The organism is Roseivirga spongicola (assembly GCF_001592965.1).
GTDB lineage: Bacteria > Bacteroidota > Bacteroidia > Cytophagales > Cyclobacteriaceae > Roseivirga > Roseivirga spongicola.
The window spans coordinates 1,268,366-1,287,933 of the sequence record NZ_LRPC01000001.1; the positions used below are offsets into that span (position 1 = coordinate 1,268,366).

Consider the following 19,568-nt stretch of genomic DNA (forward strand, 5'->3'; position numbering starts at 1 on the left):
TGTTATGCATCAATTTTTTTGAACAATCTTAAAGTATTTCCCTCAGGAGAGGTTTTTAGTTCAATATTATCCATGATTTTCTTTACTAGCATAATTCCAATGCCGCCTTTATTCTTCTTTTTAATGAGGTCCTCAATGTTAGGTTCGTCATAATTGATTATGTCGAACCCATCACCACGGTCTACTATCTCAAAGTAAACTCCATCTGAAGAAAAGCTGATGTCTAACCTAACGCTTTCTAAAGGGTTAGACTGCAAACCGTGAATGATAATATTTGCACAAATTTCATCTACGGCCAAGACCATCATGTTGGTTTCAATCTCCGGAATGTCGTGAGAATTCAACACTTCGGTGACGAACTTACGCATGAGCCTAAGCTTGTTTTTACTGCTCGGTATGTCGAAACTATATGCCATTGAATGCCTGTAGAGCTTCTTCTTTATTTTCTTTTATTGTTAGTAGTTGGTCTAACCCTAAGATTCCGAATACTTTCAAAACTTTATCGGATAGCCCAAAAAGTATAAAGTTGATTGAGTTGGATGATATCTCTTCTATGTAGGACATGAATACGCCAAGCCCTGCTGAAGATATATAGTTAAGATTGGTGCAGTCGATTAATATGGTTTGGTGACCTTCATCAAATGCGTCTCTAATGGCTTTGTCCAGGTTTATTGCCGAGCTCGCATCTGCTTCTCCTTCTACGGATAGTTGCAGGTAATTGTTGTGCTGCTCTTTTTTAATCTCAATCATCTCTCTTTTACTTACGTAATTCACTTAAACTTGATCACCACCATGGTGTAGTCATCGTTCAAATCTTTTGTTCCGCAAAACTCATAGAGCTTGCTTATAAATATTTTCTGGATCATCACGGGGTCGTAATGAGCATTTTTCTCTAATAGAGATTTCATTCTATCGAATCCAAACTCTTCTCCTTCAGCATTACTAGCTTCAGAAATACCATCGGTATAAAGCACTAGAATGTCGTCTTTATCGAACTCTAATTCATTCACATGAATGAATTTCTTAAAGCTGTCATTTCTCAGAATACCCAAGCCAAGCCCTTTATTTTGAAAGTACTCCGCAGTTTTGTTACTATTATCGTAATATAATGTGGGGCAATGACCTGCTCTGGCAAACTCTAGTTTCTTGCTCTTGGTATCTAGAATAAAATAGGTGAGAGTAATGAAAGAAGTTCTTTCCAAACATTGACTCAACGCCTTGTTGGCTCGAAATAAAAATTCATCGGAGCTTAAATCCATTTGAGCCAAAGACTGAAAGATTCCCTTCATTTGGCTCATGTGGAAAGCAGCCGAGGTGCCTTTTCCTGAAACATCGCCAATTACAATAGCAAACCTGTGGTCGCTCAGTTTAAAGGTGTCATAATAATCTCCACCAACTTCTGCTGCTGCTATGGTAAAGGCATGTATGCTGAATCTATCGTCATGATCTAGCGCATCGGGCAATAACGCGCGCTGCACTCTTTTGGCAATGTCTAGTTCCTCTTTGTATCGCTCATTTGAAATGGCTTCACCCATCAGCTTAAAGTTCTCAATAGAAACACTTGCTTGGCTGGCAAAGGTGTTGATGATGTTGATCATCTCTTTATTGAAGCCGTCACTTACCTCATTGAGCAAATACATGAAGCCACTTACCTTGTTCTGCACGGTTAGCGGTACAACAAACACTGATTTGAAATTGGAGCGCTTAAGGGTTACTAAAACCCTATCAGTTTCTGAGTTGGAGCTGCTCAAAGGGTTTTTCATAACCGTGCGACTCTTACTGCTGAAAATCTGCTCTTTGATTTTATTAATGCTCTCTCTACTGATGTTTTTGTTGATGAATTGTGTGCTATTTTCATCTTTGTTGACTTCAATCCAGCCGGCATCGGCATATACCGCATTCATGGAAGAAGTAAGGAGAATGTCGAAAATTTGTTCTTCACTTTCTCCTGTCTGAATAGACTGGCTAAGCCGTTGAAAGTTGATGGCTTCTTCCATCTTTCTTTCGAAAACGGATGAGGTAGGTAGGTTAAAGAGAATAACCAAAAGTGAGAATACACTATAGAAGAGTAGGAAAGTGAAGAGAATTATGGTGAAGAGACTGTCTATAGGACTAAAGAAAGTGGCAGCCTCTTCTGGTGTAACGTACAATTCTGCAAAGAAGTAAAATACGTAAATGGTAATGAGTATGATAAGTAGAATAGACTTCCACTTTTGTTTAAAGTTGAGGTAGGCAACCCATTTAAGATTTCCGGAAAGCGTAATGGCCATTAAGGTCATTACTGCAAAAACAATTTCGAATACGAGACTGCCTTGAAGGGTATAGCCTGTTAGGTTAAAGAAGATTGAGGCAATTACTAGCCACTCAAAGGTATTCCAATAGACTATGAGTCTTCGAGACTTTTGATATAAGATGAGTTTCTTCCAAATGGTAAATGTTGAAATCAGGAAGATGGAGATAATAGCTTGGTTAACGCCAAGGGTAAAGATTCTGAGAAACTCATTTTGCCCTAATGCCGAATCTCCAATACTGGAATAGAATAGTTTAAAGAATAGGGAGATAATGGTGGTAACTAAACCTGTAGCGAATACCCGCCACAGAAGGTCTACGAAATTACTTCCATCTTCTTCACGAATGCGTATTCTGTAGTATATGACCACAAAAACAAAGAAGAAGTCCATTAAAAGAATAGGGACTTCTCTAGTAATGCCAAGGTCTACTCCGCTTTTGAGAGCTAGTAGTTGGAGCACATCAATAAGCGATACAATGAGCCATAGCAGTATGGCCAGTACCATACTGAGTCTCATGTAGAACTTCGGTGTAAGTTTAAAGCTTTTTGACATGTTCGGCCGAAGTTACAAATTAAACCTTTCGGTTAATATTTGTAAAGTTCTTAGCGTAAACGCAAGCCTAGCTCAACTAATTGCTCATCGGCAACTTCAGAAGGTGAGTCTATCATTACATCTCTGCCAGAAGTATTTTTCGGGAAGGCAATGTAGTCTCTAATTGTTTCTGAACCACCAAACATAGCGCAAAGTCTATCGAAGCCGAAGGCAATACCGCCATGTGGAGGTGCTCCAAACTCAAAGGCATCCATTAAGAAACCAAACTGAGCTTTTGCTTCTTCATCGCTAAAACCTAGGTGTTTGAACATTAATTGCTGAGTAGCCTTATCATGAATTCTGATAGAACCACCTCCAATTTCAACACCATTAATAACCAAGTCGTAAGCATTGGCTCGTACACTTCCTGGGTCAGTATCTAATTTCTTGATGTCTTCCTTCAACGGAGAAGTGAAAGGATGGTGCATGGCATGGAACCTTTGGGTTTCTTCATCCCACTCCAATAACGGGAAGTCTACTACCCAAAGAGGCTTGAATTCATTTGGGTTTCTTAGGCCAAGTTCAGAACCCATATGCAAACGAAGCTCATTCATTTGCTTTCTGGTAGAATTGGTGTTGCCTGAAAGCACAAGCATTAAGTCACCAGCTTCTGCTCCAGCTTTTTGAGCCCATTCTGCTAAGTTTTCCTGAGTATAGAACTTGTCTACAGAAGATTTGAATGTTCCGTCTGCATTGCATTTCACATATACCAAACCTTTGGCGCCAATTTGCGGACGTTTAACAAAATCGGTAAGTGCATCGAGTTGCTTTCTGGTGTATTCAGCACAGCCTTTCGCACAAATTCCGACAACTAATTCTGCCTGATCGAAAACGTTGAAGCCTTTGTTTTGGGCTACATCGTTCAACTCAACGAATTCCATTCCGAAACGAACATCTGGCTTGTCGCTACCATATTTGCTCATGGCATCGGCATAGCTCATTCTTGGGAATTGGCCTAGCTCTACCTCTTTAATAGAGCTGAACAAATGACGAGTCATCCCTTCGAAAGTGTCAAGCACATCGTCTCTATCAACAAAAGACATTTCACAGTCAATCTGTGTGAATTCTGGCTGACGGTCTGCTCTTAAGTCTTCATCTCTGAAACACTTCACAATTTGGAAGTACCTATCGAAGCCAGAAACCATTAGCAGCTGCTTAAAGGTCTGTGGCGACTGTGGAAGAGCATAAAACTCTCCTGGGTTAATTCTGGAAGGAACTACAAAGTCTCTTGCCCCTTCTGGAGTAGATTTGATTAAGACAGGCGTTTCAACTTCAACAAATTGCTGATTTGAAAGGTAATTTCTGACAGCAATGGCCAACTGACTCCTTAATTCTAACTTTCTTCTTACTGTACCTCTTCTTAGGTCGAGGTAGCGGTACTTCATTCTTAAGTCTTCACCACCATCTGTCTCATCTTCAATTACAAAAGGAGGGGTTTTGGCGGCATTTAGAATGGTGAGTTCTTCAACATCTATTTCGATAGAACCAGTAGGTATTTTGTCATTTTTCGCATAGCGTTCAACCACTTTACCTTTTACCTGAATAACAAATTCTCGGCCTAGCTTTCGCGCAGTTTCAATGGCTTCTGCTTTGGTTCTACCTTCTTCAAAGGTGAGCTGAGTAATTCCATAACGATCTCTTAAGTCTACCCACATAAGGCCTCCTTTGTCGCGAATTTTTTGAACCCAACCGGAAAGGGTCACCTCTTGTCCTACATGATCTTCTCTAAGCTCTCCGCAGTTGTGTGATCTCAGCATACTCTTGTCTTAAAAATGAGTGGTAAATTTAGTAATAGTTTTAGCAATTGGGCTTAATATTGAACTGAAAACAAATTCTATGAGTCTCAGTATTCATTCAGACGAACACTATATGAAACAAGCCCTCAAACAGGCAGAAATGGCCTATGAAAAGGGGGAGGTTCCTGTGGGTGCGGTAGTGGTTGTGGAAAATACAATAATTGCTAAGTCGCATAACATGACTGAGCAACTCACTGATGTGACAGCTCATGCAGAAATGTTGGCCATTACAGCGGCCTTCGATGCCATTGGCGGAAAATACCTGAATGAGTGTACTTTATATGTTACCTTAGAACCATGTGTGATGTGCGCAGGAGCTTTATTTTGGGCTCAGTTAGGAAGATTGGTGTATGCTGCGGAAGACCCCAAAAGAGGCTTTTCGCTTCATCCTAAAAAAATCTTGCATCCACGAACAGAAACAGACCATGGCTTGTTAAAAAGCCAAAGCGAAGAACTGTTGAGGCAGTTTTTTGCTAGGCTTAGATAAAAGTCTAATTTTTGTATAATCATAAAATCAGAGAAAAAATGGCATTCGAATTACCAAAATTACCTTATGCCTATGATGCGCTAGAGCCGCACATAGACGCAAGAACAATGGAGATACATCATAGTAAGCACCACGCAGGTTACACCAGTAAGTTAAATGATGCTATTGCCGGTACAGAAATGGAAGGTAAGAGTATTGAAGATTTATTGGCAAACCACAGCGATAATGGCGCAGTAAGAAACAATGGTGGTGGGTTCTATAACCACTCTTTATTCTGGTCTATTATGTCGCCAAATGGTGGTGGTGCTCCTTCAGGAGAATTAGCCGATGCTATCAATGAAGCTTATGGTTCATTCGATGGTTTTAAAGATGCTTTCTCTAAGGCAGCTGCTACTAGGTTTGGTTCTGGTTGGGCATGGCTTTGTGTTCACCCAGGAGGAAAGGTAGAAGTTTGTTCTTCTGCCAACCAAGATAACACCCTAATGCCAAATGTAGGTTGTGGTGGTCACCCAATTCTTGGTTTAGATGTTTGGGAGCACGCATATTACTTGAACTATCAAAATAGAAGACCTGATTATATTGAAGCTTTTTTCAATGTTATTAACTGGGAAGAAGTAAGCAAGCGTTACGCTAACGGGAAGTAATTTCCCCGCTTAAATAAGAGTTGAAACCCCTGCCGAATAGGTTGGGGTTTTTTATCTTTTAGCACATACCCTTTCTGTTTTAACTCGTTTTCTACTGGGCTTTGATGAAAGGCTGAAAGCCAAGCTTAGAGAAATTTCACTCGATCCGCCAGATTCTCCACTTAATTTTGATATTGGAAAGTCATGACTAAACCCCACTGTTGTGTTTAAGGATAAGTCTACTCCTACAATTAAGATTAGTGACTCTTGATTGGTAATGCCTTCTAAATTCTTTGTGGGCATTCCTCTATAATTAATTCCAAGCAGGATTGGCTCCCAGAAATATTGTAGGCCTAAGTCTAGTTGCGAAAAGTTTCTTTGTTTTTTCCAATTGGCAATGAAAGTCCATGACCTTTCTAAATAATCTGAAGCTGTAGTTCTGGCATCGCTAGGACCTTTCTTCGATGATAAAACTATCCCTGTCTGAATAGCCATTTTTAGACTTAAATCGTCATTTCCATTTTCTATTATTGACTGATTTGGTTCATTTATATGGTGAAAAGCAGTGCCTACCCACCAATCACCTTGATTAGCTCCAATGTTCCTATTTCTACGTCTTTGCTTCTTTCTATAAAGCATACCACCTGTGGAAAAGCTAACATTCCCTATCTTTTTATCGATCCCTTCTAAGTTTTCTTGAGAGTTAGGGTTGGTTGTTCCTGTAGTTATATCTAGTTGATCACCAAAAATAAGATTGCTAAAGTTTGCATCCCTTACAAAGTATGACGCTTGGAGGCCTGCTCTGAAATTGAGAGTTTCATTAATCTTTAAACTGTAGGAATAAACTGTTCCAATGTCAAATGAGATTAAATTTAATAAGTCTTCTTGATGATAATTGAGTATTACTCCTATACTACTATTGTACTTAGGTAAAAAGTGATCGGCAGATAATGAGTTTGAAAATAAGGTGCTATTAAGGTTTGTCCATTGTTGTCTGGAATTAAGGTTCAAACTGCCTTTCCCATTTTGTCCTGCTAGTGCTGGGTTTATATAGATGGGGGCTGAATAGAACTGAGAAAAATGAGGGTCTTGAGCTTTAAGAGTTGAAAAAAGGCCAGCCATACAGGTGGTTATTAGAATACTCCTGATAACAAATGTAGGTCGAATTACTTTATTTAGTATTTTCTTCATCGTAACAATCCCAAGACCCCTGTTCTATTTTCTGATACTCCGTTAAAGGTTATACCCGAAAAGGTATAGGCATAATTGCCGTTGGGCGCAGGCCTTCCATTTATAGTTCCATCCCAGCCGTTTGTTAGTAGATCAGAAGTACTATAAATCAACTCGCCCCACTTATTAAAAATCTGAAAACTGATTTCTCTGAAACCGACAAATTTTGGCTTAAAGAAGTCATTTAGGCCATCATCATCAGGCCGGAAAGCATTGGGGATCATGAGCTTGTAGCCCTGCAGAATTTCTATATTCCTGATGGCTTCCGTAATACAGCCAGCTTCATCTTTTGTAGTTAGTCTTATGGAGTATTTATTTGGAGAAGCATAAGTGTGCTGCGGATTTCTCTCATTTGAGCTGAATTCATCTCCGAAATCCCATTCCCATTCTACGATATTGTCACCTGAGTTGTCGCTGAAGAAGATAGGGTCATTTATTGCTAGAGAATCATACTTTTCTAACGATTCAGAGGTAAAGGAGAAATCGGCTTTTCCGAACCTAGGTAGTTCAATATCTATCTCCTCCAGTCTTTGGCATCCTCTTTCATCCGTGATAAGTAGTGATAGTCTACCATTGCTTTTTATCTCTACGGTTGAGGTGCTACTGCTTCCTCCGCTCCAATAGTATTCGTAATTGCCAAATCCTCCTTTAACCTTAGCTTCAATCTTTGCGCTAGCTGACTGCGCTTCACAATCTATAATTAATTCTGGAGTCAATTCAATACTTAAGGGAGGTGGTTGTGTTATGGTGAAGACTTTTTGAAAGGAGCACTCAAAACTATCCGTTACTGTTACAACATATTGACCTGCAGTTATATTTGTTAGGGTAGGTGAGGTCATCCCATTCGACCATTCGTATTCATATGGTTTTGTGCCTCCTGAAACAATTAAAGCAATTGATCCACTTTCTGGATTATCACATGCATTGGCATTTTCAACAGTGGCATCGACAGTAAGAGGTAAGGGTTCAACAATATTGAAAGTTTGGTTTAAACTACATCCATTGGAATCGACTATGTCTACTTCATAGAGACCAGGGCTGAGTCCATTAATTGCTTCATTAACGTCACCATTATTCCAGTTAATGCTATAAGGAGCTGAGCCTCCTGTTATGTTAAGGGATATGGACGCATCATTTGCGCCAGTGCAACTTATTGGAGATAGGGTAGGGTTCAATTCGAAAATTGGGGCGCTGCCTAATTGAAAGTGTTTCTCGTGGGTGCAGCCGTGGTTGTCGGTTATGAGTACGTTATAATTGCCAGCTCCCACACCTATTAAGTTCTTGGAGGTTGAGCCATTACTCCATAAATAAGTATAAGGTTCGGTTCCTCCTGCAACTTCAATCTCTATTGAGCCTGTTCTGTCATCATAGCACTGAGTGTCATTAACATTGAAACTAACCACCTCTAGAGTCTCAGGTTCATTGATCGTGATTAACTCTTCATGAACACAACCTCTGTTGTCGGTAACCCGAAGAATATAGTCTCCTGCACTTAGATTGGTTAGGTTGCTGCTCGAAGCCCCGTTGCTCCATAGTATGTTATAAGGACCTTCTCCTCCAGATATGGTTGTATTAATAGTTCCGTCCATATCTCCTTGGCAGTCTAGCATTAGCTTCCCTGTTGAGGTTATGGTGATTGGCGAATCTGGTTCTGTGATGGTAAAATTCTCTTGATAGGTACAGCCATTTGCATCGGTGACAATTACATTGTGGTTTCCTGCAACAAGGTTGTTGATGCTCTGGCTTCTTTCACCAGTACTCCAAAGGTAGTTGTATGGTGCGGTGCCACCACTAGGAGTTACACTTGCCAGACCATCGTTACCATTAAAGCAAGTAAGCTTATTAGTGTATTCAATTTCAGCACCCAAGTTTTGTGAAGGTTCAGCTATTACCACGGTTACGGTGTTGTCGCACCCTTCATTGTCAGTAATTGTGCACTCATAGACTCCCGCAGAGAGTCCGCTAATGGTTCTGGTGGTTGCTCCGTTATTCCATAAGTAACTGAAGTTGCTAGATCCTCCAAATACATCAAGCGAAACCGCTCCAGACGACTGTCCCTTGCAGTCAATATCTGTTTTGTTTATTGAGACATCTAGTCCTCTATTGCCAGCTAGATCTATAGATTGGGTCAATGTGCAATTGTTGGCATCTCTAATGGTTACTGTATATTGAACACTACTTAGGTTGAATTGATCTTTGCTTGTACTTCCATTGCTCCAGACGTAAGTGTAAGGGGCTGTTCCTCCGGTGACATCCAGAAGTATGCTTCCGTTGGAGTCTCCAAAACAAGTAGGTTCATTTGGGGTTATGGAGGCCGAGAGGGGAGTGGATTCAGATAAATTGAATGATGCTGAAAAAGTACAATTGTTAGCGTCTGTTATAGTTACATCATAATCTCCAGGAGGAACATTCTTTAGGTCTTTTAACCTGCTGTTGTTACTCCATACATAACTATATGGCTCCGTGCCCCCAGTAACGTTGAGAATAACTTCTCCACTACTTCCTCCACTACAGGCAACATCTGTTGTAGTTCCTATTGCCGATAATTGTTCAGTGGGTGCTGGTACTGTAATAGTTTCCACTGTTTGACAGCCGTTGGCATCCGTCACAGTCAAGATATAATCCCCACCATCCAAGTTAGTCAAGTCTTTATTGGTGCTGCCATTTGACCATTGATAGGTGTATGGCGCCACGCCACCGGACACCTCTATTTGAATTTCACCATCTCTATTGCCAAAGCAACTCACTCCACTAGCTGTGCCTTCAATAGTAAGTTCAGTTGGCTCTGTAATGGTGAAACCTGAATTTATGCTGCATCCATTGGCATCACTTACCGTGACACTATAGGTGCCTGAAACAAGGTTTGCTAAATCTTCTGTTGATTCTCCATTGGCCCAATTGATTGTGTAAGGTCCAGTGCCTCCGCTTATGTTGAGATCAATTGCTCCATTACTTTCCCCAAAACATGAGTTATTTGTAATGTTGGGGGTAATAGTTAATGAATTTGGAGCCGAAATAGTATACGTCTCAACTAGTGAACACCCATTTGCATCGGTGATAGTGACCTCGTAATCTCCTGATGTTAATTGATTTATGTCTCTGTTTGTACTTCCATTGCTCCAACTGTAATCATACGGGCCTCTTCCACCAGATACTTCTAAAGCGATCGAGCCAGTATTATCTCCATTGCAAGAGATATTTACTATGTTTTCAGTAACAGCAATAGGGGCATTGGGTTGTTCAATTTGGATGGTTTGAGAAATTGTACAGCCATTGGCGTCTGTTACATCTACAGTATAGTTACCCGCGGTAATATTTGTTAGATCTTCGGTAGTGATTCCGTTATCCCATGCAAAGCTATAAGGAGTTGTCCCTCCCTTTATATTTATATCCACATATCCTGTTGCTTCTCCAAAGCAAAGAACATCAGTTTTGGTATAGTTCAGCTCCAGAATATCAGGTTCGGTGATTGTATAGCTTTTTGAAAAAGTACAGCCATTGGTGTCTGTTATTGTCACCTCATAATTGCCTGGTGAAAGGTTTATTATGTTGTCCGTTGTTTCTCCAGAGGTCCATAAATACGTATAGCTTCCTGTGCCTCCTGTTGTATTAAGCTGTATTGATCCATCACTTTCTCCGTTACAGCTAACATTATTAACTGTTGCATTTCCATCAATAGCAGCGGGGTCTTCCAACTCAATACTTTCTACTATTTGGCACCCTTTAGAATCAGTGATTGTAACACTGTATGTTCCAGCAGAAAGATTTTCTATGGTTGCAGTTGTTTCGCCACTATCCCATAAAAAATTGTATGGGCCATCACCATTAACTGGGGCAATGCTTATGCTTCCGTCAGAATTTCCAGGGCATGAAGGGAGTGTCTTTGTAGGGCTGGCGGAGATAGCTACAGGGTCGGCTAATGTTACATTTGCGGTAATGGTGCAGCCGTTGGCATCAGTAACTATTACCTGATAATCACCAGATATAAGGTTAGAAATAGCTTGGGTAGTTTCATTGTTGCTCCATTGGTATGTGTATGGAGAAACTCCCCCGGAAACATTTATAGAAAGAGAGCCATCATTTCCGCCAAAACACGTTGGGCTGTTTTGTACAAATCCATCATTGTTGAGCCCATCATTGGGTTCTGTGATATTATATATGGCAGATATGTCACAACCTGCGGCATCCGTAATGGTTACTTCATAGCTGCCAGCAACTAGATTGGTACGGTTTTGACTCGTTGGGCCATCTGTCCAGCTATACGAATAACCACCACTTCCCCCAGTTACGGATAGGTTAATTCTTCCAGAGTTTTCTCCTCTACAGTTAATGTTCGTGATAGTTTCTACGGCTACAATAGCACTAGGCTCTGTTATTGTATAGGTTTCTTGAATCGTACAACCGTTTTGGTCGGTGACAGTGAGGGTGTAGGCTCCAGCACTTAGGTTGGAGATATCTTCTGTATTTTCTCCACTATCCCAACTATAAGATAGTATTCCTGTTCCTCCTTCTACGGTTACATCTATAGAGCCATCGGAAGAACCCAGGCAGCTTGCATTTACGATGGAAGAATTGGTAATAACTAATTGATCGGGGTTTTCTAGGGTAAAATCTTGAAATGTACTGCACCCGTTTTCATCTGTCACTCTTACTCTGTAGCGCCCAGCGGGTACATTGTTTAATTGGGGTGTGTTGGCAATTTCAGTTCCTGGGGAATTTCTTAATGACCAAGAATAAGTATAGCCTATGGCTCCTACCGTACCACCGACAGCTTGAACAGAGATATTTCCAGTGCTATCACCATTACATAATGGGTCGTTTTCACTTAGTACATTGATAGATACAGGAGTAGGGGGTTCGGAGATAGTAAAGTTGATTTGTCCTGTACATCCAAAAAAATCGGTAATATCTAGAATATAATTATCTGCAGCGAGGGTGGTTACTTCAAAGTTTTTTTGAGTAGAAACTCCTGAATTAGAATAATTAGTACCATTAATTTCCCAAGTGAAAGGAAATACACCATTGGTCATGTTTACATCAATTCTCCCGGTTTTATCTCCCCAACAAGCAACATCTATTAGGTTATATGTATTTGTCAGACCAGGAGGGTCTGTGATTCTCCAAGTTTTCGAATCAGTTTCACCATCTTTATCAGTTACAACGACAGTATAATCTCCTGGAGATAGGTTGTCTATTGATGATGCCCCATTTGGATCATCAGTACTGGTGGTTAGTATAATGCCATTTTTATCTGTCCAAGTAAAAGTGTAAGGAGCATCACCATCGGTTATTCCAATAGAGATATTGCCTATACAGCTATTGATGACCTCATTAACAATGACTGGTTTTCCTTGACTATAAGAAAAGCGCGGAGACGTTAGGAAAAGTATTGTTAACAATACCATTTGGCGAAAGTGTTTCGCAAGGAGAGTTTTGCCTAACAATGGAGAATGCCTCAAGAGTATTTATTGTAATTAATTTGAGGGTAAACATATTTATTTTATGTGTGAAAGAGAATTGTGTTTATTTAAAAAGGTACTTTTTTCTTGTAGGTGGAGTGTGCAGACTGGTTTGATAAGTAAGGTTTGAAAGCACAAAAAAAGCCCGCAGTAAACTGCGGACTTTCAGTAGTCTAATCCAGATTTATATTATTTATTCGAGATTACGAAGTCAATATCAACTCTTCTGTTTAAGGCTCTTTCACCTGATGTAGTATTGTCAGTTCTTGGAGCTCTTTCTCCATAACCTTCAGACATCAATCTATTGGCAGAAATACCTTGCTTAATGAAGTATTGCTTCACAGTGTTAGCTCTTTCTCTTGATAAGGCTAAGTTATACTCTGCAGATCCAGTGCTATCAGCATGACCATTAATATCTAATTTAATTTCTGGGTTAGCCTTCAACACTTTCACAATGTCATTCAATGGTTCGTAAGATCCTTCAGTCAAAGTAGACTTATCTAATTCGAAAAGAATGTTTTCAGCGGCTTCTAAAAGTTTCACTTTTACTGATCCTTCAGAGTCAGGAGACATGTTGTTGAACTGCTCCATAGTACATCCGTTCATTGTTCCGTAAGTTTCAGGACATGGGTCTTGTGAATCAATTACACCGTCACCGTCAGCATCTGGGCATCCACCTGTTTCAGGAGAACCAGCAGTCATAGGACAAGCATCATACTTATCTGGCACTTGGTCACCGTCAGCATCAGGACATCCGTCAATTGTACCAGGTACAGTAGGACAAGCATCATATAGGTTAGGAACACCGTCATTATCGTCATCGTCTAAAGGACATCCGTTGTTAGTAGAAGGTCCAGCAACGTCAGGACACTGATCTTTTCTGTCAATTACACCGTCACCATCTGAGTCTTTGTCTCTTTTAAGAGAGAATTTTACACCAACATTATATTGTATGTAGTTATAAGTATCGTCTATCGAGTTGTTGAATGCAGCTTGAGTAAGAATGTCGGTTTTATCATTTACTCTTAAATTGAAACCAGCTACAAATGGTACCATGGCGTGAGAACCTTCAAATTCTGAAAAGAAGAATTCTTGGTCTTGTAGGTGAGTTACACCAAATCCAGAAGATAAGAACGGAGCAAATACTGCATCTTCTTTCATTATGTATCCGTTATTGAACTTGTAGGTTAATCTTAGTACCGCGTCTTGTACTGTTCCTCTAAATTCATTTTCGTGCTTAAGTTTACCTCTTGAATAGGTTAAAGAAGTGTTTAAACTTGGGTTAATGTAATAATGAGCGCCCACTTTTACTCCAAAGTTTTCAACGTCACTGAAGTTGTACAGTCCGTCATTATATCTTAGTTCAAGTCCCATGTTGGTTGCACCAACTTCATACCTAACCCTATCCCAGCTGGTTTGACCCATGACTAGCGATGTGCAGGTTAGCAGTAATGTAAGTAGTATTATCTTTTTCATGATTTTCAAATTTTGGTTTTTGCCTTCTTAAGTGCCCAAGACCTTGCCACTTGTGAAAATTGGCTAAAAATCAATTATTTGATTATAAAAATCATATTTTCAATAAAAAAAATAATAAAATAGAATATCGCAATTCTTCATATCGAGAATGAAATCGTCAGATTGAAAATGAGAACCAAGCAATAAAGAATGAAAAACCCCGTTATCGAGACTTCGATAGCGGGGTCTACAAATAGTTAGTAGTATAGTTGTTATTTCTGCTAGTTAGAAGCTTTTATCATTTCAGATATCTGTTCTGGAGTAGTGCTTTTTGATAAACTCTCTGCATGTTGAGTGATGTCCAAACCGTACTCTTCCGCTTTATCATTTACTCTCATTGGTATTATCATATTGGTTAGTTTAAAGAATAGATATGATAGACCAAAAGTAAAGCCCCCCACCAAGAAAACGGCTGCCAAGTGTTTTAAGAATGTGCTGGTATCTCCATAGATAAGACCAACCTCTTGGGCAAATACTCCTGTAAGAATCATTCCTACTATTCCACCCACTCCGTGGCACGGAAAAACATCTAAGGTGTCATCTATGCCTGTTTTGTTTTTATAGTAAACTACAATATTAGATACAATGGCTGCGGCTACACCTATAAACACACTTTGACCTATAGTTACAAAGCCCGCGGCTGGAGTTATGGCCACTAGCCCGACTACAGCACCAATAGATGCACCCATTCCTGATATTTTTCGCCCCATAAATGCATCATAGAGCACCCAAGCTAGCATGGCTGCGGCAGAGGCTACGGTTGTTGTGGCAAAAGCCATTGCCGCGGCACCATTAGCTCCTAGAGCGGAGCCTGCATTAAAACCAAACCAGCCGAACCAAAGAAGCCCAGTGCCGAGTAAAACAAATGGTACGTTATATGGCTTGTGAGCTGTACCGTGTGTTTTTCGCTTACCCAAAATTATAGCTGCTGCAATAGCTGCAAATCCGGCCGACATGTGAACTACCGTTCCTCCTGCAAAGTCTAATACTCCCCACTTTCTAAGGAATCCTTCGGGGTGCCATGTCATGTGAGCCAAAGGGCTATAGATAAATATGCTGAAAAGTATGATAAAGAATAAGAAGCTAGAGAACCTTACTCGCTCTGCAAAGCTACCAGTAATTAAGGCTGGAGTAATAATAGCAAACTTCATCTGAAAGAGTGCAAATAGAACAAATGGAATGGTGGGAGCCAATTCCGCTTGCGTAGCCGCACCAACTCCTTTGAAAAAGGTAAAAGTTCGCGGATCACCTACAAAGCCTCCAATAGAGTCTCCAAAAGCTAGACTAAACCCAAAACAGACCCATACTAAGGTAATAACCCCCATACAGATGAAGCTTTGAAGCATGGTAGAAATCACATTTTTTCTGCTAACCATACCGCCATAGAAAAAAGAGAGGCCAGGAGTCATCAAGAGTACCAAGCCTGTAGCTGCTAACATCCAAGCGGTGTCTGCTCCGCTAATGTTAGGGTCATTTAAGCCATTTAAAGAGCTAGTGTCTAATAGAGAGACTAGTGCAACTATTATTAGCAGGGTAAAACCTGGAATCCATTTTTTACTCATTTCTTGTTAGTTTGATTTATGGGAATGAAAAAATAGTGTTTCTGTCTTATAAACATGAAATATAAATCAAACTGGGTGTGAAATGACCCTTATCAGAACTATTTTGAAGTAAAACGATTGAAAAATGGTGTAAAACAAAACGTCATTCTGAACAAGTGGGAGATTGGTGTGTCCAATTACCCCGTGTTGCAAAAAGCAACCTTGCTAGAATGACGTTGTAAAGAGTTTAAGGCTAAACCTATTTCAGTCTAGCCTGTATGGCCTCAATTTTTGGCTGGGCTTCTGCCTTACCTAAATCCAAGGCCTTTTGATAAGCAGTCAAGGCTTGTTGATAACTGGTCTTCTTTTTTGCTGGAGCTAACTTAGTTCTTTGTGCAGCCAAGGCGTAAGCCTCGCCCTGTGTGTAGTAAGCATCGGCCTCACTTAACTTAAAGTTTACTCTTAAGTCAGTTATCTGCTGATTCAGCATTTCAAGCTCTAGTAGTTTGGCAGCAATTTCTGCGTCTTGACTGCTGATTGTTTCAGACTGCAATTTATTGATTACAACTAGTTTTTGATTATTGTCCTCAACAGATTTTAGCTGTGTCTCCATAGAAGCAATTTCAGCTTTTCTGCTCTCAAGGTCAGACTTAAGTGTCTTTATGGTTTGAGCATAAGCGCTTTGGGCTGTTCTAGATTCCTTAACTGTTTTTTCTAGCTTACTAATCTGTAAGCCGGTTTGTTCAACATAAGCCTTCAAATCTGTCATCTGCGCTAAAAAGTCAGCGTGTTGATCTGAGCTTTCCAAGGTAACCTTCATCATTTGTCTACTTAAGTTGATAGAGTCCATCAGACTCATAGCACTCATAAGGGTAACCGAGGCTTTTTGAGTGCTCTCCAATTCAGCAGAAACGCTGTCTAGCTTGGTTATTAAGGTCGCATTTTCAGCTTCCAACATTTGCTTCTCTTGGCTGCAGCCCATTAGTATGATGGCTACGAAAGAGATAATTAGGTAATTCTTCATGTTTAATTCAAAATTCAGGCATTTGACGCTTGAGTTTCGAAAGGTCACATGTTTAAAGAGAAATATTTTTTGAGTTTAGAATACTGAAAGATTCAACTTTACAGCTATCAGTTATTAGGGCTCTTTATTGTTACATTTTTCTTCAAGCTGTCCTTTAATTCGGCTTGCTCGGCTTCGGATAAATCGTCAAACTCTTTGTTGTAGATTGTTTTACTTAATTCATTGAATCGATCTTTAAAAGCGGCATTTATAAGGTCTAGGCCCTCTATAAAAGCGCTGTAAGAAGTCTTTCTGTTTGCCTCTAATATGATTGTTAGTTCATTGCCATGAGTTTCAATTTTCTCTATCAGATAATTGATTAAATAGCTTGAGTCGGATTTAATATTGTCTACAAAGAATTCGTCCTTTTCATTGATCATGAGTTTAGTTGAGAATTCAGTTTGAGGATTCTCACTTTCTTCAAGTAGAGGCAAAAGAGTTAACTCCATTTCCTCCGACCAAATAATGGCATAAAGGCTCAATAGGTAAGACCTTTTAATAACCTCTTTTTTCAAGTCTTGCACTTTCAAGAGTCTAGAGATCTCAGTTGCGATTTTATTTGGAGAGATATCGCCCTCTATGGGTGGAAACTCGTTTTTAATTCGGTCCGAATATGCTTTCAATTTTTGCTGGTCTTCCTCACTTTCAATCTTGTATTGACATTGACCGAGCACTAGTTTTGTTACATGTTCTTCCAAGTAAGGTCTATCCTGTCTTCGAAGCGTTTCAAAACCAGTAGGGGCATATTCCTTATAGAAATCGATAAAGTAACTGGGTTTTGTTCCTTTTAAATAGCCGTTGCTTATTAATTCAAGTTCAAAAAGGCCTAACTCTCTCTTGATCTCTTCAGCATCTTTTGCTGAATAATCTGGACAAAAACTTTGGCAGTAAACAGAGGGTATGAATAGGAAGAATACAAAGAGTGTGCTTATTAACCTTATCATTTTTTGCTCTCCAATAAGCTCTTCAATTCATTCAACTCGTCTCTCAATCTGGCCGCCTCAATAAAATCTAGCTCTTTGGCTGCTTTTTCCATCGCCTTTTGCGTTTTCTGGATCATCTTATCTAGGCCAGGCTTACTCATGTAAGCTACTACTGGGTCGGCCGCTACAGAATGCTCTTCTGGTTCGGCATAGTAGTTCTTCTTGTTCTTTTTAGAGTCGGCCACACTGGTTTGGCTCATAATGGCTTCTTTAGACTTGCGAACCGTTCGAGGCACAATTCCATGCTTCTCGTTATAGGCCATTTGGATGCTTCGTCTACGATTGGTTTCATCAATAGACTCCTGCATCGATCTGGTCACTGTATCCGCATACATAATTACACGGCCATTTTCGTTTCTGGCTGCCCGTCCTATGGTCTGAATTAAGGAACGCTGATTTCTCAAGAAACCTTCTTTATCGGCATCCAAAATCGCAACTAGTGAAACTTCAGGTAAGTCTAGCCCTTCACGAAGTAAGTTGACTCCCACAAGTACATCGAAGACACCCAGCCTTAACTCTCGTAAAATCTCAACCCTGTCTAAAGGATTCACTTCAGAGTGAATGTAGCGTACTTTCACATTGGCTCTTTCCAAATACTTGGTGAGCTCTTCGGCCATTCTTTTGGTTAAAGTGGTAACTAAAACACGTTCTTCCTTCTTTACTCTGTCATCAATCTCTTCTAATAGATCATCGATCTGATTAGCGCTAGGGCGAACATCAATGATAGGATCGAGAAGGCCGGTAGGTCGAATGATTTGCTCAACCACTTCGCCTTCGGTTTTGCTTAGTTCGTAATCTCCAGGTGTTGCGGAAACATATATGATTTGATTGCTTAGCGCCTCGAATTCGTCAAACTTCAGTGGCCTATTATCTAGTGCCGAAGGAAGTCTGAACCCGTATTCTACTAGATTCTCTTTTCTCGATCTATCACCACCCCACATGGCTCTAACTTGTGGAACTGTAACGTGACTTTCATCAATAACTAAAAGGTAGTCTTCAGGAAAATAATCGAGCAAGCAGAAAGGTCTTTGCCCTTTTTGACGTCTGTCGAAGTAGCGAGAATAGTTCTCCACTCCGGAACAATAGCCGAGTTCTCGCATCATTTCAAGATCGAATTCGGTACGCTCTTTCAGTCGTTTGGCTTCTAAGAAGCGTCTTTCCTGTTCGTATTGCTCTAGTCTTTGAACCAGATCGTCCTGAATTTCTTTGATGGCAGTATGCAGTACATCTTTCCCCGTTACAAATAAGTTGGCAGGAAAAATGGTGATAATCTTTTCATCAGAAATTTTCTTTCCAGTAGAAGGATCAATCTGCTGAATGGCTTCAATTTCATCTCCCCAGAAGTAAATACGATAAGCAAAGTCGCCATAAGCGATGAAGATATCTACGGTGTCACCTTTAACTCTGAAAGTTCCCCGCTTAAATTCCGCTTCTGTTCTGCTATAAAGAATGTCTACTAAGGCAAACAACAGCTGATTTCTCGGAACAATATCACCCACCTGAAGACGAACTACATTCTTTCCAAATTCATCTGGGTTACCAATACCATAGATGCAGGAAACCGAAGCAATCACAATTACATCTCTTCTTCCTGTAAGCAGGGAGGAGGTGGCGCTCAACCTCAGCTTTTCAATCTCATCATTGATGGAAAGGTCTTTCTCTATATATAGATTGCTATTCGGGATAAATGCTTCAGGCTGATAGTAATCGTAATAGGAGATGAAATACTCTACTGCATTTTCTGGAAAGAACTGTTTGAACTCTCCATAAAGCTGAGCCGCCAAGGTTTTGTTATGGCTCAAAATCAGGGTAGGACGTTGAGTCTCTTGAATTACGTTGGCAACGGTAAAGGTTTTACCAGAACCAGTAGCACCCAGTAATACCTGATACGGTTCGCCAGCTTCAATAGAGGTCTTTAGGTTTTCAATAGCCTTGGGCTGATCACCCGTTGGCTCAAACTCAGAAGTAATTTTGAAGTCCATAGATTAA

General features: G+C 40.2%; 13 protein-coding genes. 2 read left to right on the forward strand and 11 right to left on the reverse strand.

Annotation, left to right across the window (positions count from 1 at the left end; translation table 11 throughout):
- Nucleotides 1-2 precede the first annotated feature (2 nt).
- The 4 genes from AWW68_RS05505 to aspS are packed head-to-tail and all read right to left on the reverse strand — an operon-like array spanning nucleotide 3 to nucleotide 4,639.
- Nucleotides 3-416, reverse strand: a complete 414-nt coding sequence (locus tag AWW68_RS05505; RefSeq protein WP_084375581.1) for an ATP-binding protein — start codon at nucleotides 414-416, stop codon at nucleotides 3-5.
- On the reverse strand, nucleotides 406-750 hold the full coding sequence (locus tag AWW68_RS05510; RefSeq protein ID WP_068218501.1) for an STAS domain-containing protein: 345 nt from the start codon (nucleotides 748-750) through the stop codon (nucleotides 406-408). Before AWW68_RS05510 ends, AWW68_RS05505 begins: the two co-directional genes overlap by 11 nt.
- Nucleotides 751-770: 20 nt before the next feature.
- Nucleotides 771-2,843, reverse strand: coding sequence for a GAF domain-containing SpoIIE family protein phosphatase (locus tag AWW68_RS05515; protein WP_068217529.1), 2,073 nt, complete (start codon nucleotides 2,841-2,843; stop codon nucleotides 771-773).
- Nucleotides 2,844-2,893: 50 nt separating this feature from the next.
- Nucleotides 2,894-4,639 (reverse strand): aspartate--tRNA ligase, encoded by a 1,746-nt coding sequence (gene aspS, locus AWW68_RS05520; protein WP_068217532.1) that lies wholly within the window; start codon nucleotides 4,637-4,639, stop codon nucleotides 2,894-2,896.
- Nucleotides 4,640-4,718: 79 nt separating this feature from the next.
- On the opposite strand from aspS, the gene AWW68_RS05525 reads away from it, so the two are divergent.
- Together AWW68_RS05525 and AWW68_RS05530 are read left to right on the forward strand one after the other, a co-directional pair.
- A complete protein-coding gene (locus AWW68_RS05525; protein WP_068217536.1) occupies nucleotides 4,719-5,165 on the forward strand; it encodes a nucleoside deaminase in 447 nt (148 codons plus the stop codon).
- Nucleotides 5,166-5,203: 38 nt separating this feature from the next.
- Nucleotides 5,204-5,809 (forward strand): superoxide dismutase, encoded by a 606-nt coding sequence (locus tag AWW68_RS05530; RefSeq protein ID WP_068218504.1) that lies wholly within the window; start codon nucleotides 5,204-5,206, stop codon nucleotides 5,807-5,809.
- A 51-nt stretch (nucleotides 5,810-5,860) separates the two neighbouring features.
- Here AWW68_RS05530 and AWW68_RS05535 read toward each other — a convergent pair whose 3' ends face one another.
- The 7 genes from AWW68_RS05535 to uvrB form a co-directional block, all read right to left on the reverse strand.
- Complete coding sequence (locus tag AWW68_RS05535; protein WP_084375582.1) at nucleotides 5,861-6,979, reverse strand: PorP/SprF family type IX secretion system membrane protein; 1,119 nt, start codon at nucleotides 6,977-6,979, stop codon at nucleotides 5,861-5,863.
- Nucleotides 6,976-12,423 (reverse strand): T9SS type B sorting domain-containing protein, encoded by a 5,448-nt coding sequence (locus AWW68_RS05540; RefSeq protein ID WP_068217544.1) that lies wholly within the window; start codon nucleotides 12,421-12,423, stop codon nucleotides 6,976-6,978. Before AWW68_RS05540 ends, AWW68_RS05535 begins: the two co-directional genes overlap by 4 nt.
- 243 nt (nucleotides 12,424-12,666) lie before the next feature.
- Nucleotides 12,667-13,953, reverse strand: coding sequence for an OmpA family protein (locus AWW68_RS05545; RefSeq protein ID WP_084375583.1), 1,287 nt, complete (start codon nucleotides 13,951-13,953; stop codon nucleotides 12,667-12,669).
- Nucleotides 13,954-14,213: 260 nt separating this feature from the next.
- Nucleotides 14,214-15,554 (reverse strand): ammonium transporter, encoded by a 1,341-nt coding sequence (locus tag AWW68_RS05550; protein ID WP_068217550.1) that lies wholly within the window; start codon nucleotides 15,552-15,554, stop codon nucleotides 14,214-14,216.
- A gap of 238 nt (nucleotides 15,555-15,792) precedes the next feature.
- Complete coding sequence (locus AWW68_RS05555; protein WP_068217552.1) at nucleotides 15,793-16,557, reverse strand: hypothetical protein; 765 nt, start codon at nucleotides 16,555-16,557, stop codon at nucleotides 15,793-15,795.
- A 107-nt stretch (nucleotides 16,558-16,664) separates the two neighbouring features.
- The gene (locus AWW68_RS05560) at nucleotides 16,665-17,540 is read right to left on the reverse strand and encodes a hypothetical protein (RefSeq protein WP_068217555.1); all 876 of its coding nucleotides are present in this window, start codon (nucleotides 17,538-17,540) and stop codon (nucleotides 16,665-16,667) included.
- The gene (gene uvrB / locus AWW68_RS05565; protein WP_068217557.1) at nucleotides 17,537-19,561 is read right to left on the reverse strand and encodes an excinuclease ABC subunit UvrB; all 2,025 of its coding nucleotides are present in this window, start codon (nucleotides 19,559-19,561) and stop codon (nucleotides 17,537-17,539) included. The genes AWW68_RS05560 and uvrB overlap by 4 nt, the downstream gene beginning before the upstream one ends.
- Between the last annotated feature and the right edge of the window lie 7 nt (nucleotides 19,562-19,568).